Here is a 22,367-nt window from a genome sequence, read left to right as displayed (position 1 = left end):
ACGTAGCCCATCACTCAAAACTTGTTGCGTTATTACAGATACACTTGGAGAAAGAATTCTTAAGGCGGATTTTATTTGGTTGTTGTTAGCGTAGTTATTCCAACTTGTAATCGAGCTAATCTTCTTAGGCGTGCACTAGATAGTGTTTTTGCTCAAACTTTCACTGACTTTGAGATACTAGTTGTAGATGACGGTTCAACTGACAACACCGAGCAGGTTGTTCGCCAGTATGATGACCCGTGTGTAACTTATTTTAGAAATAAAACCAAAAGAGGCGCTAATTTTTCTCGAAATACTGGAATCAGTCACTCAAAAGGAACATTCATTGCCTTTTTAGACGACGATGACGAATGGTTGCCGACCAAACTTGAAAAGCAATTAGCCGTATTCAAACAAGGTAATGATTCTCTAGGCGCCGTTTATACTGGTTTTGAAATGGTAACTTATGACAATCGCAGGGTCAAAAGTTTACCAAAATATAATGGTAAAATTTTTCACAAACTATTAGAATACAACTATGTAGGAACCACCTCAACTGTCATGGTAAAAAAGCACGTTTTGGTTGAGATAAATGGTTTTGATGAAGTTTTGCCCTCTAGTCAGGATTGGGATTTATGGTTGCGAATTGCGAAACGTTATGAATTTGATTTTGTACCTGAAATTCTTATTAACTACTATATAACTCGGAACAGTATAACAACGAATCGTACCAAGACTGCCAATGGGCTCTTTCACTTCTTCCTGAAATACAGCCAGTTTATTCCTGCAAGTGTTGTGAAATCAAAATACTATTTGCCTCTTGGTGTTGCTTTTTGTTTCAACGGGAATATCCAGTTATGCAGGAAGTATTTGTTTCATGCATCACTTGCTAACCCCCGTAATATGAGCTGTTTTGTACAGTTTGTTTTAAGTCTGTTTGGGCGGGATGCATTTGTCAAGCTTTATCCTTTTATGACCGAAACTCGCATTAATTATGCTCTTCGCAAATTCAGCAGTTATCCATAATTTATTCTACCTCTGTATTTTAGACTCCATAAAATTAATTTTCAGGTAATCTACAATGGCAGCTATCAAAGAAACAACAATTACCCTTCGCGAACTCATCCTGATGAGCGCACAAAAAGCTTTAACCCTGCAGAAAAAAGATGGCACTTTTCCATCTGGTCATAATGGACCTTGGAACAATTCAGCAACCCCCGTGCGTCTTACTTCTCATTGGAGCCTTCTTTTTTTGAAAGCTTTCGAATTAACTCATGATTCTCTTTACAAGGAAGCTGCTGAAAGGGCTTGTTCCTATCTTACCAGCGTCGATGCTAGACCCAACAGCTTTTCTTTTTATTGTGCTGAATCTGAAAATAAGATCATAAGTTGCAATGGACTAATTGGGCAAGCTTGGACTCTGGAAGCGTTAATCGAAGCTTACAAAATCTTACGTGACTCAAGATATTTGGATGTAGCTCACGATGTTCTCATTAAACATCCCTTCAATGAACCTTTATCCCTTTGGCATATTTTAGCTGTAGACGGCGAAAAGCTCCAAGTGCATTCAACTCTAAACCAGCAATTATGGTTCTTCATAATGTCGTACAAAGTAGCCGCTCTAACAAATCGTGCCGAACTTAGAGACCATAACACAAAATTCTTAGCACAACTGCCCTACATTTTGAAGTTTAACAGCGAATTTATTGGTATGCTCATAAGCGAAAGGCATCTTACACAAAATTTTTTGAGCTTTGCAAAATTACGTATGCGTAACGCTTTAACAAGAGATGAATACACTGTTGGCCAAGGTTACCTCGCGTTTACGTTATCTGGGTTGGCTACCTTATATCTGCTGGAGCCCAACTTGAGCTTATGGGGTGATTCAGGCTTCAAGAAAAAAATTGCAGAATCACTTCAGTACTTGGAGAAATCTGTGTTCAACTTGGGTTTGAATCAAAACAAGTACGCTTTTCCGTATAATCCTGTAGGTTTTGAAGCTGCATATATAACTGAATCTTTTGGTTCTTACTTGTCGCCTGCTATTTCACCTGAAGTTTGGGTTAAACGGCAGCTCGATGACCACTACGATTTCAACGAACATACTATGTCTAAAAACACGGAAGACCCACAAACGCTGTCTGCTAGGTTTTATGAACTGTGCAGCTTGCAAAACTTGGATTTAACCGTCAAAGTAAAACCGTCATGATTTGCTGTTGCTCTTTTATTCGTAACAAAACTTGCCTAATACAAAAAGCACCGTTAATATGTGTCTATATAAGACTGATGTGACCGTTAAAGGTAAGTGTTCTGCTATCCTTACTAACTGTTTATTGATTTTTCCAAAAAGAATGCTGCGCTGAAGAGTTTCATACATTTTTTGCCCCGCAGTAGGAACAGACTTTGGTCGTACTACATAGTTAGGGTCTGACTTGTCTACATTTAACGTCCGCAGGTACTCCCTAACCGGTGCTCCTTTTTTCTTGTGGATAAGCCCTTGTTTTTGCGACCTAATGAGCCTGTTCACATTCGTCTTTTTCAGTTTCAAGTATCCTGCTAAGCATGCCTCTTCGGCAATACTTTCTCCCGTTTTGCTTCTTGTTAACAGCATCCCCACAGGACCCTTGGACTCCGCATCAAAAAGGTCTCCAATTGAAATATCCGCCTTCTGGTTTGTTAGGTCATCACAATAAGAGCAAGCTTCGTTTTGGAAAAGAAGGTTAATGAGCCTATAATCCTTTTTCGGTAACGAAACCTCGCCGCTTTGTGATTTGATGTAAAGCGCTCCAGGAAAGCCTCGTCGGTACTCTAGTTTTTGAATTGTTTCTTTATTAGTTATGCCTAATTTTTTTGTAAGAAAAGTGGTCGCAGTTGTTCGAAGGTTCAAGCCGCAGTAAAGACCCACCGTGAAAACAATTTTGTCTGAAATACTTCGCATACCTCGTTGTTTCACTAACTCAAGCCCGCGAATATGACAGGGCAAGCCCACGAGCGCAAATTTGCCTTTTGATTTGCGTATTGCCGCAAAAACTGAATTTACTGGAACAACGGCGTATTTTGAACCCGCTGCTTGTAGTATTTCCTCTTTTGTTTTAGCGATGACAACTTTTGTTCTCCATGGTTCCTCTTTATCCATTGTAACTACAATTGCGCCGTCAATCAATTTGCTCTCAAGAGCATACGTTAATATTGATGATGTTAAACCGCCAGAGCTTCCCTTCTTTAGAATTTCTTGATCTCCTGAGCACCCAATGTATCCTGCCCTCACGACTCCAATAGGGGTATTATCTGCTGCTTTGGCTTCTGAGTTGAAGGGCATGTTTTTTGCTGGACAAACCGCAAGACAAACACCACAGTCACTGCATCCTTCCCCCTTGAAGATAGGTGAATATGACCCGTATTCTGTTTCCTTAATTTCTAAGCTTAACGTAGGGCAACTGCCAACACATGTTCCACAGCCTACGCATAGTTTCTTGTCAACTATTTTCGAAATTAAGTCCATGCTTCACTTCCAACCTTGAATTCAGATACAAGCCTTTTTAGCATATAATCCAGAGTCCTTCTTCAATTGCTGCTCTTTTGATATCTGCTGTATCTTTACGCGGCGCCGCTTTGCGGTTGTTACCTTGTTACTACCGTGTAAAATTGCTAATTTTCCTTTACTGTTCCTTTTCTTCTGTTTTAGGGCCAAATCTTTGGTACGATAACGTTAATGCTTCCCGGTATATTTCTGGGCTGCCAATGTCCAAACGCGTGTACCTTTTGTCAAGCTTAACTGCATAAACATTTAATCCCCAGTCAATGAGTTTTTGAATGGCGTCTGTTATCTGTATCTCTTTGTTTTTTCCAGGTTTGGTTACCTCAAGTGCCTTAAAGATGACTGGATGAAAAACGTACATAGCCATTATTGCAAGATTTGTTTTCGGCTCGCTGGGTTTCTCCACCACTTTGTCAACCTTGATGATTCCCGATTCAATCTCTTCGCCTTCAACAATGCCGTACTGTTTGGGGTTATCAATTTCTAAGACCAAAAATGCGGCATCTGCGTTGAATCTTTCATATGTGCTGATTAGTTTCGTAAGGTGATCCATCTTTTCCGATATGATGTAGCCGTCTCCAGCGTGCACTAAACAAGGTTCGTTTTGAACAAACGGTTGCGCCATTAAAATTGCGTCTCCAAACCCTTTGGTCTCTGGCTGATTAACCCACATCACTTTCGCGGTTCTAAGTTTTTCATAAAAACTCTCTAAGTCGTTTGCTTGGGTACACTTCCCTGTTCCCTCTAAACTTCTAACACAGTTGTCATCTGGAGTAAAATGATCCTCAATACTTCGTTTTCCTCTCCCAACTACAAAACAGAACTCCTTAATCTCCGCTTCATACAACTGTTCAAACACTACTTGGACAAGTGGCTTCACCGACAAATCGCCTTCCAAAGTTTGAGAAAAAATCGGCAGCATTTCTTTGGGTTGCTCTTTAGTTGCTGGGAATAAACGTGTACCCAAACCTGCTGCAGTAATTATTACTTTGCGAACCATTCCTTTATCGTCTCCATGTGCCTCTTCTTTGGTAAACGGGTAAACAAGTATATATCTAATGTGACTGCTAGAGCTAAATTATATCTCTATTAGAGGATCTTATGATGAATAAACCAAGAATATCTGTAATTGGCGTTGGCTATGTTGGTTTATGTACCGCTGTTGGTTTTGCAAGTAAAGGTTATGATGTTATTGCTTCAGATGTTGTTTCTGAAAAGATTAACAAGATAAATGAAGGCATCCCGCCTTTTCATGAACCTGGTTTATCTGAATTGCTTACAGCCGTTATTGAAAACGGTAGTTTACATTGTTTAACTAATCAGACCCTGAAGGCTGTGTTGGAAACTGATATCACCTATATCGCCGTAGGAACCCCAAGTAAACCCGATGGCAGCATCGACCTTCAATATGTAAAAGCTGTTTCACAAGAAATAGGTAACGCGTTAAAACAAAAACAGGGCTATCATACTGTAGTGGTAAAGAGCACGGTTATACCTGGAACCACTCAAGATGTTGTAAAGCCTATTTTAGAGCAAGCGTCCCAAAAAGAATGTGGCGCAGAGTTTGGTTTATGCATGAATCCTGAGTTTTTACGCCAAGGCTCAGCTTTCAAGGACTCCTTTGACGCCGACCGCGTAGTCATCGGCTCATGTGACAAAAAGGCAGGCGACATCCTCGAAAAGCTGTACACAGATTTCTACGCAGAAAATCTGCCTCCCCTCATCCGAACAACCTTATCCACAGCAGAATTAATCAAGTATGCTAGCAACTCGATGCTCGCAGCCAAGATAAGCTTCATCAACACTATCGCCAATATCTGCGAAAAAGTTCCTGGTTCAGACGTAAAAGTTGTGGCTCATGCTATGGGCTTAGATAAAAGGATTGGTCCCTTCTTTTTGGCTGCTGGTTTAGGTTATGGTGGTTCATGTTTTCCAAAAGACGTGAAAGCTTTGATTGCCTCTTCAAAAGCTTTGGGCTACACCCCTGAATTTTTAGAGTCAATTGAAAACGTAAATAAAACTCAGCCGCTTCACGCCGTTCAATTATGCCAAAACAAACTTGGCACCCTCAAAGGCAAGAGGATAGCGATTTTAGGTTTAGCTTTCAAGCCAAACACAGATGATATGCGAGAAGCCCGTGTGGTGCCTATAATAAACCAGCTACTGATTGAAGGCGCTACTGTGGTTGCCTATGACCCCGTTGCAATGTCTGTTGCCAAAAAAATATTCCAAGATAAAATTGAGTACACAGACACCGCTATTGATTGCCTAAGAAATGCCGATGCAGCTATTCTCGTGACTGAATGGGATGAATTCAAAAAACTCACGCCCGCTAACTTTGTGAAGTACCTCAAACAGCCTGTGCTCATTGACGGACGACGTATCTATGACCCCGTAGAATACAGTAAAAGCCTACAGTTTGCAGCTATAGGCCTTGGATAGTTAAGCTGCTTTTTTAGCTACATATCTACTGTCCCTGAAGTTACGTCAAGGGTCTGTCCAGAGGCTTTCTTTAGCCGTTATATTTCGTTTCCAGATGTATTTTTTCAGCCGAAACTTGCCTTATATGGTGTCGTGAAGTATCCGATTATGTGGATGCTAAAATGATGGCAAGTATGCATAAAAGCAATTTGTTCTCTGACTCTGTCAAGGAACCCGTTACTGTTGGCGTTGTGATTCCAACTCTTAACGAGGAGAAGAACATTGGAGAGGTTCTTTCTGAGCTTAAGAGTCTTGGTTATGGGAACGTTTTAGTTATTGATGGTAAATCACACGATGATACTTCAAAGGTTGCATCTAAAAATGGTGCTAAAGTTGTGCTGCAGATAGGTAAAGGAAAAGGTTCTGCAGTTCGCCAGGTCTTAAGCAATGGCTACTTGGATGTTGACGCTCTGGTTTTGATGGACGCCGACGGCTCTATGGACCCAAAAGAAATCCCTGTCTTCATTGAGGCTTTAGCTTCTGGCGCCGACGTTGCAAAAGGGTCTCGTTTTCTCAAAGACGCATACACCCACGACATGAGCGCACTGCGAAGATTCGGAAACACCCTCATGACCTCCGTAGTGAACATGTTTTGGCCCCAAGCTAACTACACCGATTTATGCTACGGCTATGCTGCATTCAACAAACGCGCCGTTGAAACATTAGCTCCCGTGTTAGAGTCTGATAACTTTGAAATCGAAACAGAACTCTTCATCAAATCCTTAACCAGCGGCTTAGTCGTCAAAGAAGTCCCAAGCGTCGAATACGAACGAAAAAACGGAACCTCCAATCTAAGAACCTTCAGAGACGGCTTCAAAATATTCAAAACCATCTTCCAAGAATTCGCAGCTTCCTTGCTGCACTAAACCCCTTTTACTCTGAAAAACAACCCATTTACACGCCGTCTTCGCAAAGCAACACCTTCAACTGCCTTTTTTACCCTCTTTGTCGTTGATTTCTGCGCTGTCGTTTGCTGCTTTGGTTTTATCAGAACAGCTTTTGCAGTTCATTTAGAAACGCGGTTGCAATGAATTCTATCTGTTCCTCGCTTATTCGTGGTTGGATAGGTAACGAAATCACTTGTTTGGCTGCTTTCATGGTTTCAGGCAACTCGCCTGCGCCAAACTCTTTTTGGTAATACGGCATTTGATGGACGGGTATGGGGTAATATGCTTCTGCTCCGATGTCTTTGCTGTGCATCTCCGTTATTATCTGGTTTCTTTGTGTTTCTGTTGCGTCGTTGATTCTGACGGTGTACAGGTACCAGCTGGGTTTTTGTTTTTCTGATTCAACGGGTAAAACCAGTCTGTCGTTGTTGCATAGCAGGTTATTGAGTTTGTGGGCATTTCGGCTTCGTTTTTCAAGAAACTCTGGCAGCCTTTTGAGTTGCACTCTGCCAATAGCCGCTTCAATTTCGGTCATGCGGTAGTTTGTACCCAACATAAGCGAAGAATACTTTGTTTTTTCTCCGTGGGTTCGAACCATTCGCACTAACTCCGCTATGTCATCATCATCTGTTGTTACTACGCCTCCTTCCCCCGTGCCAATGTTTTTTGCTGCATACAAGCTCCAGCAAGCTGCATCCGCAAAAGCCCCCGCAGGCTTACCCTTATATTCTGCTCCATGAGATTGTGCACAATCTTCAACAACCGCCAAATCATGATCAACCGCAAACTCTTTGATTGGCGCAACATCCACAGGTAACCCATACAAGTCAACAGGAACAATCGCCTTGCACCTGTCTGTAAAGACCTTTTTTGCGGTTTCTAACGAGATAGAATATGTTTTAGGGTCAATATCTGCAAATACGGGTTTACCCCCCGCCAGAACAACTGCCTCTGCAGTGGCTACAAACGTAAAACTTGGCAAAATCACTTCGTCACCGCGGTTTATGCCAGCTGCCGCCAAAGCTGCATGCAAAGCTGCGGTTCCTGAATTTACTGCAATTGCATGTTTTACACCCGCGAATTTGGCGTAGGCTTTTTCGAATTCGGTCACGTTTGGACCTGCGCCTAAACTGCTGGTGAGTATGCCGCTTCTTAAGACTTTGGTGACTGCGTCTATTTCTTCTTCCCCAATTGTCGGGATGTTTATCGGAATCACGTTTATAGACTTCCTTTTCTAAGAAATTATCTGCTTGGCTTATATTTCAGCGTTGGCGTTGGTTTTAGCTAAGCCAGTGCCTGTTTTGGACCTGTTGATACGTAGAACAACGCAGTTGTTGAACATATATACTTAAATAGGTAGCGCAGAGAATATCGTCTAAAGAAAGGAGACAGATTATTCGATGCACTTTGCACATACAAACTCAAACGGTACTAGTTTTCAAAAGTCACTTCGCAGTCACTCAACGATAATTGCTATTACCGTAGCTACCATAGTCATAATCGCTGCAATAGCTTTTGTAGCTACACAGCCAACACCAATAGAAGCACAATTTTCAGGTGGCATAAGCCAAAGCGACGTAGTAACTACCACGAACGGTGCTGTGGTTGTTAACCACGCTAATACAAACATAACCGTTGAAATCAACGGACCCGCAACCTTAGACAGTGAACCAATTAACATCACTACAATAAACTTCGGACCTGAACTACCTCCAGGAACAGAAGATACCGCTTTTGGCTTCGTAAACTTTGCCTTCTACGACGTACAAGTAGTCTCTTTGGACCAAACCAGCATTGGATCAGACGTTAACGTTACCATCTACATCACAAATTCTGCCTTCACCAGCGCCAGCATCATGTCCTACTGGGACGGAACCGTCTGGAAAGCTGTTGACACAACCTTTACTCCACCTAACACCGTAGTGGCCATGATCAAAGCATCTGACTTGACTGGAACACCCATAGGAGTTGGCGACGGACCCACACCTACTCCAACTGCTACACCTACTCCAACACCTACTCCAACTGCTACACCTACTCCAACTGCTACACCTACTCCAACACCTACTCCAACACCTACTCCAACTGCTACACCTACTCCAACACCTACTCCGACCGCTACACCTACACCTACTCCAACTGCTACACCTACTCCAACACCTACTCCGACCGCTACACCTACACCTACTCCAACTGCTACACCTACACCTACTCCAACACCTACTCCAACATCTCCGCCCGCTCCAACAGTACCGCCTGCTCCGCCTGTAGTTGTTCCAGAATACACTTTTGGTGCTCTGGTTGCGCTATTTGCTTGCATTGCAGCTTTTGCCGTGTTTAAGGTAGTTAAGCGCCCTGCGAAGTAACTCTACAAAATTTTCTTTTTTTTTAAACTCAAGTTTCTTGGTTGAATTCCAAGTTGCATATACTTTATGTATCGTTAAACTATTATTATCTGGGTGAATTGAAATATGTATAAAGTTCTTGTGACTGGCGGTGCTGGTTTCATCGGCTCAAATCTAGTCAAACGCCTTCTAAATAGTGGCTATTTTGTTACTGTTTTTGATAACTTGTCTTCTGGAAAGCTGGAAAACCTAAACTACGCTCAAGACAGCCCTCTTTTCAGTTTCATTCAGGGCGACATCTGTGACAAAAAAGCGTTACATACCGCTTTATGTGAAGTCAATGCAATAATGCATCTTGCAGCGTTAATTGATGTTAAGACTTCTGTTGTAGACCCCACTTCAAACCATGACGTAAATGTCACTGGCACATTCAATGTGCTGCATGAAGCCGTCCAGTCCAAAGTCAAAAAAGTTGTGTTTGCTTCCTCCACCGCAGTTTACGGCGACGTTAAAAGCCTGCCAGTTACAGAAGATACTGCTCTAAAGCCGTTATCTCCTTATGCTGCTTCTAAAGCCGCAGGAGAAGCCTACTGTAGTGCCTTTTCCAACTGCTATGACCTTAAAACCGTAGCGCTTCGTTTCTTCAACGTTTATGGACCTAAAAACGAGAACAGCCCCTACAGCGGGGTTATCACAAAATTCCTCAACCGCGCCTTGAAAGGCGAAAACCTAACTGTAGAAGGCGACGGGGAACAAACAAGAGACTTCATCCATGTAGATGATATTGTAAGTGCTCTGGTTTTAGCTTTAGAAAACACCCAAGTAAAGACGGATGTTTTCAACGTTTGCACGGGCACTCCAACAAGTGTTAACGCCTTGGCAGCAAACATTTTATCCGTCACAAAAAGTAAATCCAAAATTACCTACAGTCCAGCTCGGGTCGGTGACATAAAACACAGTTACGGCGACAAAACCAAAACTCTTAAAGAACTAGGTTTTAGTGCAAACGTTAGCCTCACCGATGGATTAAAAACCCTGATTGAATAGGCATCTGCTTAGCCTATTTGCTTTTGTTTCCTTCTTTTTCTGTTTTAGAGTGTGAATGCGTTATGGTAAGGAAAAACCGTGATAAACTGCGTCTTATAGCTGCGATTTTGGAGGCTGCAGGGTCAGGGTCACCGAAAACACGGATTATGCATGCGGCGAATCTAAGTTTCAAGCTTTTGGAGAAATATCTTAAAACTGCTTTGAAGCTTAATTTTGTTAAACGTGACCGTTCCCTGTATCAGCTAACTGCCAAGGGCAAGGATTTCCTTAGTCAGTATAGCTCTTTTCAGCTTCACTGTCGTGACGTTCAACTTGTAATGACCGAATTAGAGACAGAGAAAGCTGCTTTAGAGAAACTTTGCAGCAGTGATACCCAACTTGGCATATAATTTGTTTTCCTTCCCCGTATGCTGCCCTGTCTGCTCTGTTACTTCTGCAAATATAGCTTTTCCATACTAGTAGATGATACATACATCTAGATTTAAATTGTTCATCGCGAGAAGATAACTTAACTTGGCGTGTAGAAAAATGCATAATACCTCTTCATCGTCCTCTTCACATTCGTTTTTTGCGGCGAATCAGCATAGGTTAACAATCGCGCTAAAGTTAGCTACTATCTCAATAAGTATTATTGCTTTGTACGCCCAAGACCTGATTATAATTTTGAATAACGCCCTGCAAGATGACGCGTCTTTTCACATACTTGCAATACCTTTTCTGTTCTCTTACTTCTTGTACCGGAAAAGAAAAATGGTGAGTGCTGCTCTTCGCGTCAATCAGCCACAAGGCAACTTTTTCCAGCAACACTTCGGTCTTTTAGCGGGAATACTTCTCTGCGCAACCGCTATCATGACTTACTGGTATGGCTCATACACTTTCACGCCCCTAGAATATCACATGGTCACGCTTCCTGTGTTCGTAGCAGGGCTTACCCTTGTTTTGTTTGACATGCAAGTTCTAAAACAGCTACTCTTTCCAATAGTCTTCCTGATTTTCCTAACGCCTCCCCCGTCCGAATTCTTGTACGGCGTTGGTTCTGCCCTGTCAAATATCAGTGCTACCGCAGCAAATTCAATCGCTAACCTGTTTGGAATGGCTTCTGTACTTTCCGATTCCTACGGTAGCCCCATGATTACCCTTACCCGACCTGACAACAGCATAATGACCTTTAGTGTAGACGTAGCCTGTTCAGGCATCTACAGTTTAATCGGTTTCGTCATATTCTCACTTTTCATTGCTTACATCACACGCGGAAAATTCCGTAACAAATTCAGCATCCTAATCATAGGCATACCTTTAATCATTCTCCTAAACATTTTGCGCATAACCACTATAGTTGGAATCGGCTACTACTACGGTGACGCTTTAGCCCTCGAAGTTTTCCATACTTTTGGTGCTACTGTGCTAATGTTTGTTGGTACCTTGCTGCTTTTTGTTATCACCGAGAAACTCTTTAAAAAACCGCCTCCAATTCCAACGTGCCCCTCCTGTAATGATTCTTTGCCTAAATCTGCCAGTCCTTACTGCGCTGATTGCGGAAAACTTTACTCTTATCCAAAGCTTAACCTGCGAAAGGCAGACTTTGTGAAAATCTTCAGTATAGCTTTGATTGTGGTAGCGCTTTTATCCATTCAGGCTCCTGTATTTGCGTTGACACAAGGTCCTGCCGAGGTTATGGTTCAAACGCCTTCGGGTGAGCAAGGGAACACCGAAATTCTTCCTCAAATCGACGGTTATGCACTGAGTTTTGTGTACCGCGATACTGCGTTTCAGGAACTCTCTGGGCAAGATGCCTCTTTAGTTTATGCCTATCGTCCAACGAATGGTTCAGGTCAAACGATTTGGGTAGCTGTTGAATTAGCAACATCTATGATTCCTCTTCACAGATGGGAGACTTGTTTGGTGAATTATCCTCTTAGTCAGGGTATGAAACCCAAAGTGGTCCAGCTTGACCTGCGCGATGTTTCTATTCAGGATAACCCGCCTTTGGTTGCGCGGTTCTTTGCTTTCCAGTATTCCGCTACAAACCAAACTCAAGCGGTTCTTTACTGGTACCAAACGGCTACCTTTAACGTAAACGAGACAACTCAAACAATGCACGTTAAAATGAGCATAATTGCTTATCCTTCATCTCCTGCTGATGTTCCTAAAGCTGAAGCTAAACTGTTGCCTGTAGCTCTTGCCGTCAAAAATTATTGGTCGCCCATACAGACCTGGACAGTTGTTTCCTTAGCCATTAGCCAAAACGGTCTTACTTTGTCTGCGGCTAGCATTGTACTTCTTGTGGCTGTTATCATCTACTTTATCTTGCTTTCTCGACAAGAGCGGAATCGTCTTCACATGCTTTTAAGCAAGCTTGCAAAACAAGACCAACTCGTTGTAGACGCATTCAATAACGCCCAAGAACACGGCGTGGCAACCACACACACCGTATTTGAAGAATACCAAAAGCTATCAGATACCACCGTTACTGAAGACTGGATTGCCCAAAAACTTGCCGAACAAGAAAACGTTGGGCTACTGCGGCGTGTCCTTGTAAATAACGGCAACGATGTCCCAACCATACGCTGGAAATCCCAAATACTCCGCTTCAACTTTCCTTTTTTTAGCAGCTTAACAAACCATTGACCACCACAGCGTTAGCGCGTCTAACCCTTTAGCATACGTTAAAGGTTTTTCAACAACAAATCTTTGTGCCACCAACATTCTACCTCATAAACCACGGTAATTGGTGAGCACCTAAACTACACTACGCACACCCAAAACTCCACCCACTAAATTTGCCACTTAATCTTGGCGACGTAACTAAACTTTTATACTGAGGCGCAAGTGGTTATGTTTGGCGGCGGGTCTTAGGCGAGGGGGTAGGGGTCCCCTGTACCGTAAACCCTCTATATGACGGGCTGACAGCGAAGACTGAGGCGCAAAAGGCCGTCTTGTCCCTCGTTTCCGAAACGGTGACTATCCGTCCTTTGAGGCTGGCGGTCTCTGAGCGGTTTCCGTAGGGAAACTGTTTTCAGGGTTTGACAGGCGAATCTGGCTAGGCTCGGGAGAGAGCAACCTAAGTTTGGACGTTTAGCGCACAAAGGATTGCGGGTAAGAGCGTAGGGCTGGAGGTGCTTGATGGAGTCTAGGTGTCGAATCTTTGTGGCCCGCCGTCTCTTCTTTTCCTGCACTTTTGTTTTGCTGGTTATCTGGCCAGTATGTGGGTTAGTAGGCGGTGCTCTGCTTTTCTTAGATGCTCTACCAGCGTGGAGTTTGTAATGCAAAGCTTTTCCGCCAACTTTTCTGAGTTAATTTTTCTGGGCACATCATAGTATCCCGATTCGTAGGCGGCTATGAGAATTTCTCGTTGTTTTTCTGTTAACTTGCTAAGCGGCGAGTTCGGAGAGAAATCTGCATGCGCCAAAAGAATAACCTTGTAGCGGATTCCCCAGTTGTTTATGCCTTCTAAGAATTTTGCGACCTGTTTTTCGTTGCCTAAAAAGGAGATTTTGACTTTGCCGTCTCTAACTTCCAACGGCGGAAACAAGTACCCGTTTGTTATGTCTATGGATTCGAGAACAGAGGATAAGATGGGGCCTCCGCGCAGGAAGACGGTGTAGGCTCCGTTTTTTTCTTGTTCTAGAACTTGGGCTTCTGTTAAGAACTGGTTTTCTAGCATCGCGCTTACTTGTGTTGTGGGGTCTTTGAATTCGACTTTCCAGATTGCCGCAAATTCTGTTTTGTCTTGCCTAAGAAAATGCTGCAGCTCCAAAGATTTTATCCTCTGAAAAGTAGCTGGGTCTACCCCGAACTTGGCAAGCTCCCTATCCGAGACCTCCAATATTAAACGGCGCATACCTGCGCTTACGGTTTTTACGGATATATCCTTTGCGAAGACCCGAGTATATGCGGTAGAATCTTATTTTGTCGGACTTGCATTATAGCAAGCATATTTCACCTCCTAAATTGGGTCTCTATTTGCCATCAGGTGACTTCTAAATGGGAACAAAATCCAGTTTCACGATTGCAAAACGTGCTTTAGCCAGAAGAAAAGCCAAGAATCTAAGTGCAATACTTGCGATTACGTTGGGTGTGACTTTGCTTGTGGGCATCCAGATTACCACTGACACGCTGGAGAGCTCATTTATCAGCAGCCTGCTGCAAAGCCAAGGCGAAGTAGACATCCAAGTAACCAACTCCACCACAGGCGGCTACCTAGCAGCTTCCGAACAAGAAGCCATAGCCTCGCTGGTTCCCGACGCCGTCGGCATAATGCCTGAGTTATCGTCGCAAATACCTGTGAGCGTGGGTTCGCAGTTTGACCCTGATGTCACAGCCGTTGGCATCCCCGCTGATTTCCCTAAGGTTTTCGGAGTTTTTTACGACTGGCAATCCGACGGTGAACTGAGTCTTTCACGGCTAAACAGCAACTCAACCGTCCTAATGTCAAGCGCCCTAGCCGAGAACCTGGGTTTAACAAAGAACATCGCAGTTCCCTTCAAATTAAATACAGAATTCACCAACGTCACCCTCTCCGTCGCGGTTGACCCCACCACAGGAGCTCCAATAATTGACCCTACCACTGGGGCACCCACAGTTTACCCCGTTTACAGCGTTGAAAAGGCCGAGTTGACCGTTGTGGGCATTTTTGATTCCAACCGCCCCGGCATCGGCTCACAATATTCGGACATAGTTTTTGCCCTGCCGCATCTTCAGGGCTGGGTAAGCCTGCAAGACCCCCTGCGCCAAACCGACCAAATCAGCACGTACCTTATCTCGCTAAAAACCAACCACTTCACCTACGAAATAAGTGAGGACTACCTCAAAGAGCAAGTTGAAGCCCTCAAAAACCAAGTCCCCCAGCAAACCAACCCCCTCACAGGCGAATCCTACGACATCTACGCCGTAACTGCGCCCCGCTTGAACTTTTTCAACGTAGCCGCGTTCTTCATGACCCTGCTATCCAGCGTGCTAACTGCTCTGGGGCTTCTTATCATGATAACTGGCGTTTTGCTAATCACCAACGTCCAACTAATGAACGTTGAAGACCGCGAATTCCAAACAGGTGTCCTAAGAGCAGTCGGAGAGAACCGAACAGGCATCTTCCGCTCCATGCTTATCGAAAACCTACTCCAAGGCGTCATCGGCGGCGTCTTAGGCTTATTTGGCGGCATAGCGTTTGGTCAGGGCGTAGCGTATTATTTGGTTAGTATTTTTCGCACAGGTGAGTTTAGCGTCCAACCCGTAATCTCCCAAGAAATTGTAATAATCTCAGTAATTGTCGGCGTACTCTTAAGCATCGTAACTGGGCTGCTGCCTGCGATGCGAGCTTCGCGCGTGAACATCGTTGAAGCCCTGCGTGGAATCAAGACACGCTTTGAAGAGAAAACCAGCCAAAACCTAGTAGCCTTGGGTGCGTTGGCGATTGTGGGCGGCTGCGTGGTTTTGCTGTTTAACGGTGTTTTCGAAAGCAGCACCAATGTCATCTGGACAGTTGAAGGCTGGGACACTTTGGGCGAATGGAGAAACATCCTAATCGGCTCAGGCTTGCTGTTTACAGGCATTGGACTGGTGCTCTCACGGTTCATAAGCGCCACCAAAGCATTCAACATAACCGCCCTCGCCCTCTGGCTAATGCCCACCCTGCTCTTTGTCGTCGCCATGGGTACCTGGATAACCGACATCATCGACATATCCATAGAAATCCTCATGATAGGCGTGATGGAAATCATCGTTGGCTCAGTGCTGTTTGTTGCGCTGAACTTGCCCGTTGTCATGAAAGGCTTGCGCAGGGTTCTCATTAAAGTGCGGGGTCTAAAAGGCGTGGGTCAGATATCGCCTGCGTTGATTTCCTCTCACAAGTCGCGCTCTACATTGACGTTTGCGATTTTCGCGGTGATTCTAACATTGAACGTGTTGGTGGCTACGCTAATTCCAACTAACTTGGGCACGGTAACTCAAAGCGAGGAAGACTCGCGCGGCGTGGACTTCTTTGTGTCTCTAAACAAGCCTGAAGCATTAATCAGCGGCACCTCTTACGCAAGCGAGCTATACAAGCTGGACTCCTCCCTAACCGACGTCATTGGACTGCGAACCTACTACAGCGCCACAGACTACACCAAATTCACCGTGCTAGTAGACCCTGCGTCGCCCCAGTATAACCCCACTTCGGATATGCTTCCGCTAAAAGCCGTCGAACTGCGCCCCGAGCAGATACTTGGAAACGCCACCTCCCCAGACGATGAAAACTGGCGATACGACTTCTACCTTAGCGGTTTCCCCGATGGCGTACGAGAACAAACAGGCTCCGACATGACCAACGACGAGCTTTTAGATTTGTCCAAGCAGTCTTGGGAGTTGTTCTTTGACCCCAACTACAAAATGCCCGCATACAACGTCACACTTGACATCCTATCGTTTTACTCTGGCGAGAGCGATATGGGCAACGTTGATGTCACAAGCGCCCTTGGCGGCTTTGCAGGCGACGACCTAGAAGACGTGGCGGTTTTGCGCGCCGAAAACGGCACGGTTATCGAAAACCCCATAGTTTTCACCGACTCGTACCTGTTGCCGTTGGGCATGCAAATCTGGCTTCCAACAGGCGTATCCAGCACGGGCGTCCCCATGTACCAAGCATTCACCATCGCAGGCAAGCTTGACTACCAACGCGCAGGAGGCTTCCCCCTCTCAGGTGGACAAATAGACTGGAGCAAAGTCGACATCACCGCCGCCTTAGGGGCCATATACCTGCCAGAGTACTGGGCAAACCAAACCGCCTTCTTCCCTACAAGCGGCGTCTCCGCCCGAACCGACGAGCAATTTGACCATTTCCTCATAAAAACCAGCTACGCCATGGACGACCCGCAAATCGAATCCATCGCCCAAGCCGTCGAGGAATACACTAACACTAACGACCAAGGATACCGCGAGTTAGCTGAAGACAACTTTGTAGTTGCAAGCGCCACGGTCTTGTACTCCAAGATTCAAACCTCCATGGAAATGGTCACGCGGCTGATTTCGTTCCTGCAAATCTACGTGACCTTTGGGCTTATCATTGGCGCGGTGGGTATGAGCATCATTTCAGTGCGCAACGTTTCTGAACGAAAACGTGAAATCGGCATGATGCGGGCAATAGGCTTCCCCAAGGCGCAGGTCATGACCTCTGTGCTGTTGGAGTTGGTGGTGCTAGGCATAATCGGTTTAGTCATAGGCATAGTCAACGGCTTAATCATCAGCCTAGGCTTTGCCAACATGCAAAACGTAACCCTCGTAATCCCCTGGCAAGACATCGGCATCTACCTCTCCATAATCATCCTAATCGCCCTAGGCGCAGGCGCAGTTCCAGGCTGGCTCGCCTCAAGAATCCCCCCCGCCGAATCCCTAAGATACGTAGGATAAAAGGAGGCACAAACATGGCAAAACCACAAGCTCAAACCCAAACCAAAAACGCAGACACGCCCATTCTTCAGATAACTGGGCTCCATAAACGCTACAATGAAGGAAAATCCAATGAGGTGCACGCTCTTCGCGGCGTCGACTTAATCGTTAAGAAGGGTGATTTGATGGCGATTATGGGCGCGTCTGGATGCGGCAAAACCACGTTGCTAAACATGATTGGGCACTTAGACCGCAGCTCGGAAGGCGAAATCATAATTGACGGCGTGAACACTAACAGCCTCTCTGACGGACAGATGACTGCTTTTCGACGCGACAACATCGGCTTTATTTTCCAGCTGTTTAACCTGTTCCCGTTTCTAAGTGCTGTGGAGAACGTGGAAACCCCTCTGTTGCTCAAGGGCATGAATTCAGGCTTGGCTCGTGAACAAGCAAAAATGCTGCTGCGCGAACTTGGCATGGGCGATAGGCTGTACCATTTGCCCTCGGAACTCTCTGGCGGACAACAACAACGCGTCGCCGTAGCAAGATCCCTAATCAACCAACCCGCCCTCGTCTTGGGCGACGAACCCACAGGGGACTTGGACTCCACCACAAGCGCCGACGTCATGGCTCTGTTCCGCCGAATCAACAAACTAAACAACCAAACCTTCGTGCTTGTCACCCACAACCGCTGGATAGCCCAACAATGCGACTACATCGTCCACATCCAAGACGGCAAAATCCTAAACATCGAACAATGCCAAACCCAAAACCCGGAGGAAAAACCATGAAAGTCTACGCCGCAGCCTTAATCCAAAAATCGCTGCACATAGAAAACCAAAAACTCCAAAAACGATTAACCACAGAACTGCAAAAAGCCCTAAAAATCTCCACGAAAAAAGTTAACGCCAAAGAACTCAACACGTTCATTTTCCTATCCGCCGAAAAACCTTTGTCAGATGCCCTGTCCCCAAAAATTGTTGAACGCGTTGAAAAGAGCGGTCTTCGCAGCTTATTTGCGCGGTATTACCTGAAAAACAAGGTTGAACTGCAAAAGCAGCTGCACAAAAAACAGGAGCTAAAAGAGACCTCCAAAATCGTGAAGACTTTCCTTGCTGAGGTAGACCCTAAAATCGCCAAGGCTTTTGAGGCTGAGCTTAAAAAAGTCCGCAGTGATTTGCCCGTTGAGTTCTGTGAAATCCAAGCAAAAAGCTACGTTGCCCTTTGGGACCTTGAAGAAACCCCAAAGTACCGTTTGTTGCTTCCTGCTTTTGCTGACGATGCTTTAGCGTGTGACTGTTTTGAGTCAAAGGCGGATTTGGTTAGTGTTGTTGATAAGCTGGTTTTGCTGAATTTGTTCAAGGCAATCTTGGAGCCCACCATAAACCGCTTGCAGCAGGCAAGTGATGCCCTTGACGCGTTAAACTTAAACGTTCAAACCGCAAAACACAAAGCCCAAAACGCCAAGCTGCAAGAAAAATTCGAAGCCTGCCTACGCATCTTATCCGCCAAACTAAGCGCCCTGCACGACGTAGACAAAACCCTCCTGCGTACCCTCAACCTGTTTGGAGACCTCAAACAAGACCTGCGCGGCTACCCCCTCAAAACCGACACCGCCGACTTGAACACTGAAATCCGCCAGCTCTCCACAAAAATCACCTCCACAAAACGCCTCCTCGCTACAGTAGGAAAAAAGCTCTCGCAAAACCAAGTTCAGCTACGCGACTACTTCCAAAACAGCCCCAACATCCAAACCGCAACGTCCGCTGACGAATTCAAAGCCGCCGTGGCGCCCATAGCCCAGCTGAGCATTGACGTTTTCGTGCAAGCCGAACTCCTCAAGATGTGGTCAGACTTCTTCGGAGCCGACCTCCCCTACTTCACCTTCAACACGCGGCTCTACGATTCAGAAGTAACTACCATAACCGATGCCCCACAAGACGCCCTTATCTCAGTACGCGGCTTAGTCAAAAACTACACTTTGGGGCTGACAACTGTTTATGCCCTGTGTGGCGTTAACTTGGATGTTAAGAAAGGAGAGTTCTTGGCAATCGTGGGCAATTCGGGCGCGGGCAAAACCACGCTGCTAAACTGCATCGCTGGGTTGGATACGCCTGATTATGGCATGGTGAGTTTTCGGGGAAAGAACTTGCACAAACTAGGCGATAAAGAAAAGTCGCGTATCCGCCTGATGGAGATGGGTTTCATATTCCAGAACTATGCGTTGTTGCCTCATTTTACCGCTGCCGAGAACATTGCTTTGCCTGCGGATTTGGCTGGGCTAAGCAAGGACTTGAAGAGCCGTCTTGAGGAGCTTTTAGCTGGCGTGGGGATTTCGCAGCAGGCAAAACAGTTTCCTGCACAGCTAAGCGGGGGACAGATGCAGCGCGTCGCAATCGCCCGAGCCCTAACCAACCGCCCCGCAGTCATATTCGCCGACGAACCAACAGGCGACCTTGACTCCGCCACAGGAAAACAAGTTATGACCCTGCTCAAAAAATTCCACGAAGAAACCGCAACCACCATCATACTCATAACCCACGAACAAGACATCGCCGACTACGCCCAAAGACAAATCATCATGCAAGACGGCACCATAAAAACCCGCACAAAACAGGCACCTTAAAAAAGAAACGGGCTTAAGGCGGCAGCCTCATGCATAAATCCGCTTTGAAGAGCATATTGGGTGTGTCGACTGAGTGTTCTTTTCCGTTGGGGCAATACACTTTGCCGCCTTGCTGAACTTTTTGGTAACGTACCTCACAGGCTTTAAGCTGTGGACATGCATAACAATCCTTCGAAAGCATACACCATTTTCTCCCTTGGCTCTTGCCAAACTATAAAGACCAAACGCTGTTATTACGGATATTGCGCATAAACTATATAGCATAATTAGAAACGCTTGCGAAGTATTGTATTTGGGTTGCGGGTTTATAGTTGGGCTACTGCTGCTGTTTGGTTAGGCTCAGGAGGATGACGCCTGCAACGATGATGGCGCCGCCTGCAAGCTGGTTTGCCGTGGGTGCTAAGGCAAGTATGGCAAAGGAGAACAGGGCGGTTAGGAAGGGTTCCATGCTTCGGATTATCATGGTTTTGGAGACTTCAAAGATTTCTAGGGCTTTGAAGAAGAACACGAAACTTAGTGCTACGCCTGTGACTGCGCCCAACGCTGAGTAACCCAGTGCTTCAACTGGCAGGGCAAAATCAAGTTTCCCCAAGGCCAAAGCGTAAACCAGCAAAATCACGAACACGAATATGGCTCGACCGCCCGTTAGCGAGAGGGGGTCTATGTTTTTGACGTAGACTTTGGAGAGGAAATTTGCTGCCGCAAAAAGTGCGGATGCTGCCAGCAAGACTGCGGTGCTTAGGATTTCGAATTCGACGTTGCCGTACGAGAGCACAAACAGCCCCGACAAGGAAATGAGCATACCCAGAACTTCAAATTTGGAGAGCCGCTCTTTTAGGAAAACTACGCCCAGCAGTATAGTGAATATGAGCGTGAATTGGATGACAAAAGTTGCGTTGGTGGGTCCAGAAACCAAGATGCCATAGGTGAACAACAGTGACCCCGCAGCTACTATGGCGCTTACAAGGGTTATTTCCCTCCAGTTTTTAAGTATCACTTTGAGGGCACGTTTTTTCTTGAACGCCCAAATGAACGCAGCGAAAAATATGCTGGCGAACAAGTTGAAGAGGACGTTTTGGGTTTCAATGTTAGTGTAGTTTAGGGTTAACGTGACAAGGACAGGGCTGAGTCCAAACATTAAGCTGGCGCAGACCGAAAACAAGACACCCGCACGTTTACCATCCATGACAAGGCATTAACACAGCACCCTTTAAGCTTTAACCCCGCACGGGCGGTTTTGGCGGCGTTTAACATGCACGTAGCGCGTGTAAAATTTGAACCCCACGTTTCGGTAGGCAGTTACAGCGGCAACGTTTTCCTCCATAACGTTAATTGAGACCATAGGCGCTTTTTCCAGCAGTTTTTGGGTTAAAACCGAAACGATGCTTGTAGCGTACCCCCGATTCCGATAAGCCTTGTGCGTGGCTATGTAGCAGATGTGGCTCCCTGCAGGCGTAACCGAAGCAACCCCCAACGAAACTAGCCTGCCCGCCTCTTTGATGCCCACCCAAACAGGCGCGTTAAACATCGACCGCAACGACTTCGCGGACATGTCGCTCCACTGCTCAGGATACGTCTGCTGCATCAACTCTACAACCGCCCCCACATCCGAATCATCCAACTCAGAGGGTTCAACGCCAATTCGCAGGGTCTCTTCGCCGCGCTGCAGACAAAGCAAATCCATAACCTCCACCAACTCAGGCTCCCTTAACTGCTCCAAAAGAGTATCCTTGCAGGCAAACGGCGCAACAAACTCGGTAACTGTTTCAGGGCAAAAACCCAGCAACTGCTCTGTGGATTCGCAGGCTCCTCTAAGTTGAGCTATGCGGTCTTGGAAAACAAGCAAACCCCCCAAAATCTCGTCGGCAGGGTTGAGTGCGAGGTAGATTTTGGTTTGGTTTTTGTGCATGGTCCAGTCAAGTATGAAAAAGTAAAAGTCCCTGGGGTCTTGGTTGATGTGTCGCCAAAACTTGGGTTCCAAATCTGCTGTCAACGGCGTAACATGCATCTTCTTCACAGCTTCTCCTGCGCTTTTAGGCACAAAAAGCTTGCGACACGGGGAAAAACGGTTTAGGTTCCATAGCATATTTCAAGCAGCAACC

The 22,367-nt window shown here is 45.6% G+C and carries 18 protein-coding genes and 1 other RNA gene; 12 read left to right on the top strand and 7 right to left on the bottom strand.

Annotation, left to right across the window (positions count from 1 at the left end):
* Positions 1–75 precede the first annotated feature (75 nt).
* Together NWF04_03870 and NWF04_03865 are read left to right on the top strand one after the other, a co-directional pair.
* On the top strand, positions 76–1,005 hold the full coding sequence (locus tag NWF04_03870) for a glycosyltransferase family 2 protein (protein ID MCW4005719.1): 930 nt from the start codon (positions 76–78) through the stop codon (positions 1,003–1,005).
* A gap of 55 nt (positions 1,006–1,060) precedes the next feature.
* The gene (locus tag NWF04_03865; protein ID MCW4005718.1) at positions 1,061–2,188 is read left to right on the top strand and encodes a hypothetical protein; all 1,128 of its coding nucleotides are present in this window, start codon (positions 1,061–1,063) and stop codon (positions 2,186–2,188) included.
* A 15-nt stretch (positions 2,189–2,203) separates the two neighbouring features.
* On the opposite strand, the gene NWF04_03860 is transcribed toward NWF04_03865, so the two are convergent.
* Positions 2,204–3,481 carry a Coenzyme F420 hydrogenase/dehydrogenase, beta subunit C-terminal domain gene (locus NWF04_03860; protein MCW4005717.1) on the bottom strand — a complete coding sequence of 426 codons (1,278 nt, stop codon included), beginning with the start codon at positions 3,479–3,481 and terminating at the stop codon, positions 2,204–2,206.
* 157 nt (positions 3,482–3,638) lie between these two features.
* Positions 3,639–4,517, bottom strand: a complete 879-nt coding sequence (locus tag NWF04_03855; protein ID MCW4005716.1) for a sugar phosphate nucleotidyltransferase — start codon at positions 4,515–4,517, stop codon at positions 3,639–3,641.
* Between the two features lie 104 nt (positions 4,518–4,621).
* Between NWF04_03855 and NWF04_03850 the strand changes: the two genes are divergently transcribed.
* Both NWF04_03850 and NWF04_03845 read left to right on the top strand, forming a co-directional pair.
* Positions 4,622–5,959: a UDP-glucose/GDP-mannose dehydrogenase family protein gene (locus NWF04_03850; GenBank protein ID MCW4005715.1), complete on the top strand. Its 1,338-nt coding sequence runs from the start codon at positions 4,622–4,624 to the stop codon at positions 5,957–5,959.
* 161 nt (positions 5,960–6,120) lie between these two features.
* Positions 6,121–6,864, top strand: coding sequence for a glycosyltransferase family 2 protein (locus NWF04_03845; GenBank protein ID MCW4005714.1), 744 nt, complete (start codon positions 6,121–6,123; stop codon positions 6,862–6,864).
* 121 nt (positions 6,865–6,985) lie between these two features.
* On the opposite strand, the gene NWF04_03840 is transcribed toward NWF04_03845, so the two are convergent.
* Positions 6,986–8,101, bottom strand: coding sequence for a DegT/DnrJ/EryC1/StrS family aminotransferase (locus NWF04_03840; GenBank protein MCW4005713.1), 1,116 nt, complete (start codon positions 8,099–8,101; stop codon positions 6,986–6,988).
* 184 nt (positions 8,102–8,285) lie between these two features.
* On the opposite strand from NWF04_03840, the gene NWF04_03835 reads away from it, so the two are divergent.
* The 5 genes from NWF04_03835 (at position 8,286) to ffs (ending at position 13,435) form a co-directional block, all read left to right on the top strand.
* Positions 8,286–9,251 carry a hypothetical protein gene (locus NWF04_03835; GenBank protein ID MCW4005712.1) on the top strand — a complete coding sequence of 322 codons (966 nt, stop codon included), beginning with the start codon at positions 8,286–8,288 and terminating at the stop codon, positions 9,249–9,251.
* A 105-nt stretch (positions 9,252–9,356) separates the two neighbouring features.
* Entirely contained in the window at positions 9,357–10,277 is a 921-nt protein-coding gene (locus tag NWF04_03830) for an SDR family NAD(P)-dependent oxidoreductase (GenBank protein ID MCW4005711.1), read from the top strand.
* Positions 10,278–10,339: 62 nt separating this feature from the next.
* Positions 10,340–10,666 (top strand): winged helix-turn-helix domain-containing protein, encoded by a 327-nt coding sequence (locus NWF04_03825; GenBank protein ID MCW4005710.1) that lies wholly within the window; start codon positions 10,340–10,342, stop codon positions 10,664–10,666.
* A 139-nt stretch (positions 10,667–10,805) separates the two neighbouring features.
* A complete protein-coding gene (locus NWF04_03820; protein ID MCW4005709.1) occupies positions 10,806–12,905 on the top strand; it encodes an exosortase/archaeosortase family protein in 2,100 nt (699 codons plus the stop codon).
* 215 nt (positions 12,906–13,120) lie between these two features.
* An RNA gene (gene ffs, locus NWF04_03815) (signal recognition particle sRNA) lies at positions 13,121–13,435 on the top strand.
* A 32-nt stretch (positions 13,436–13,467) separates the two neighbouring features.
* On the opposite strand, the gene NWF04_03810 is transcribed toward ffs, so the two are convergent.
* Entirely contained in the window at positions 13,468–14,118 is a 651-nt protein-coding gene (locus tag NWF04_03810; GenBank protein MCW4005708.1) for a helix-turn-helix domain-containing protein, read from the bottom strand.
* A gap of 143 nt (positions 14,119–14,261) precedes the next feature.
* On the opposite strand from NWF04_03810, the gene NWF04_03805 reads away from it, so the two are divergent.
* From NWF04_03805 to NWF04_03795, 3 genes are read left to right on the top strand one after another with little or no spacing between them, the layout of a single operon-like run.
* Positions 14,262–17,660, top strand: coding sequence for an FtsX-like permease family protein (locus NWF04_03805; protein ID MCW4005707.1), 3,399 nt, complete (start codon positions 14,262–14,264; stop codon positions 17,658–17,660).
* Positions 17,661–17,674: 14 nt separating this feature from the next.
* Positions 17,675–18,430 (top strand): ABC transporter ATP-binding protein, encoded by a 756-nt coding sequence (locus NWF04_03800; GenBank protein MCW4005706.1) that lies wholly within the window; start codon positions 17,675–17,677, stop codon positions 18,428–18,430.
* Positions 18,397–20,265: an ABC transporter ATP-binding protein gene (locus NWF04_03795; GenBank protein MCW4005705.1), complete on the top strand. Its 1,869-nt coding sequence runs from the start codon at positions 18,397–18,399 to the stop codon at positions 20,263–20,265. Before NWF04_03800 ends, NWF04_03795 begins: the two co-directional genes overlap by 34 nt.
* Before the next feature lie 13 nt (positions 20,266–20,278).
* On the opposite strand, the gene NWF04_03790 is transcribed toward NWF04_03795, so the two are convergent.
* The 3 genes from NWF04_03790 to NWF04_03780 form a co-directional block, all read right to left on the bottom strand.
* A complete protein-coding gene (locus NWF04_03790; GenBank protein MCW4005704.1) occupies positions 20,279–20,446 on the bottom strand; it encodes a hypothetical protein in 168 nt (55 codons plus the stop codon).
* 135 nt (positions 20,447–20,581) lie between these two features.
* On the bottom strand, positions 20,582–21,451 hold the full coding sequence (locus tag NWF04_03785) for a DMT family transporter (protein ID MCW4005703.1): 870 nt from the start codon (positions 21,449–21,451) through the stop codon (positions 20,582–20,584).
* Positions 21,452–21,475: 24 nt separating this feature from the next.
* Positions 21,476–22,273: a GNAT family N-acetyltransferase gene (locus NWF04_03780; GenBank protein MCW4005702.1), complete on the bottom strand. Its 798-nt coding sequence runs from the start codon at positions 22,271–22,273 to the stop codon at positions 21,476–21,478.
* Between the last annotated feature and the right edge of the window lie 94 nt (positions 22,274–22,367).

This window comes from Candidatus Bathyarchaeota archaeon (genome assembly GCA_026014465.1).
In the GTDB taxonomy this organism is placed as follows: Archaea; Thermoproteota; Bathyarchaeia; order Bathyarchaeales; family Bathycorpusculaceae; genus JADGNF01.
Note: the sequence above shows the minus strand (reverse complement) of the source record. Positions and strands in the feature narration are given on the sequence as shown.

Excerpts from the sequence above, each read along its gene's own strand:
- NWF04_03835 (MCW4005712.1), top strand. The coding sequence starts at position 8,286 with ATGCACTTTGCACATACAAACTCAAACGGTACTAGTTTTCAAAAGTCA.
- NWF04_03805 (MCW4005707.1), top strand. The coding sequence starts at position 14,262 with ATGGGAACAAAATCCAGTTTCACGATTGCAAAACGTGCTTTAGCCAGA.
- NWF04_03855 (MCW4005716.1), bottom strand. The coding sequence starts at position 4,517 with ATGGTTCGCAAAGTAATAATTACTGCAGCAGGTTTGGGTACACGTTTA.
- NWF04_03845 (MCW4005714.1), top strand. The coding sequence starts at position 6,121 with ATGATGGCAAGTATGCATAAAAGCAATTTGTTCTCTGACTCTGTCAAG.
- NWF04_03850 (MCW4005715.1), top strand. The coding sequence starts at position 4,622 with ATGAATAAACCAAGAATATCTGTAATTGGCGTTGGCTATGTTGGTTTA.
- NWF04_03785 (MCW4005703.1), bottom strand. The coding sequence starts at position 21,451 with ATGGATGGTAAACGTGCGGGTGTCTTGTTTTCGGTCTGCGCCAGCTTA.
- NWF04_03790 (MCW4005704.1), bottom strand. The coding sequence starts at position 20,446 with ATGCTTTCGAAGGATTGTTATGCATGTCCACAGCTTAAAGCCTGTGAG.
- NWF04_03780 (MCW4005702.1), bottom strand. The coding sequence starts at position 22,273 with ATGCATGTTACGCCGTTGACAGCAGATTTGGAACCCAAGTTTTGGCGA.
- NWF04_03860 (MCW4005717.1), bottom strand. The coding sequence starts at position 3,481 with ATGGACTTAATTTCGAAAATAGTTGACAAGAAACTATGCGTAGGCTGT.
- NWF04_03825 (MCW4005710.1), top strand. The coding sequence starts at position 10,340 with ATGGTAAGGAAAAACCGTGATAAACTGCGTCTTATAGCTGCGATTTTG.
- NWF04_03795 (MCW4005705.1), top strand. The coding sequence starts at position 18,397 with ATGCCAAACCCAAAACCCGGAGGAAAAACCATGAAAGTCTACGCCGCA.
- NWF04_03810 (MCW4005708.1), bottom strand. The coding sequence starts at position 14,118 with ATGCGCCGTTTAATATTGGAGGTCTCGGATAGGGAGCTTGCCAAGTTC.
- NWF04_03800 (MCW4005706.1), top strand. The coding sequence starts at position 17,675 with ATGGCAAAACCACAAGCTCAAACCCAAACCAAAAACGCAGACACGCCC.
- NWF04_03865 (MCW4005718.1), top strand. The coding sequence starts at position 1,061 with ATGGCAGCTATCAAAGAAACAACAATTACCCTTCGCGAACTCATCCTG.
- NWF04_03830 (MCW4005711.1), top strand. The coding sequence starts at position 9,357 with ATGTATAAAGTTCTTGTGACTGGCGGTGCTGGTTTCATCGGCTCAAAT.
- NWF04_03820 (MCW4005709.1), top strand. The coding sequence starts at position 10,806 with ATGCATAATACCTCTTCATCGTCCTCTTCACATTCGTTTTTTGCGGCG.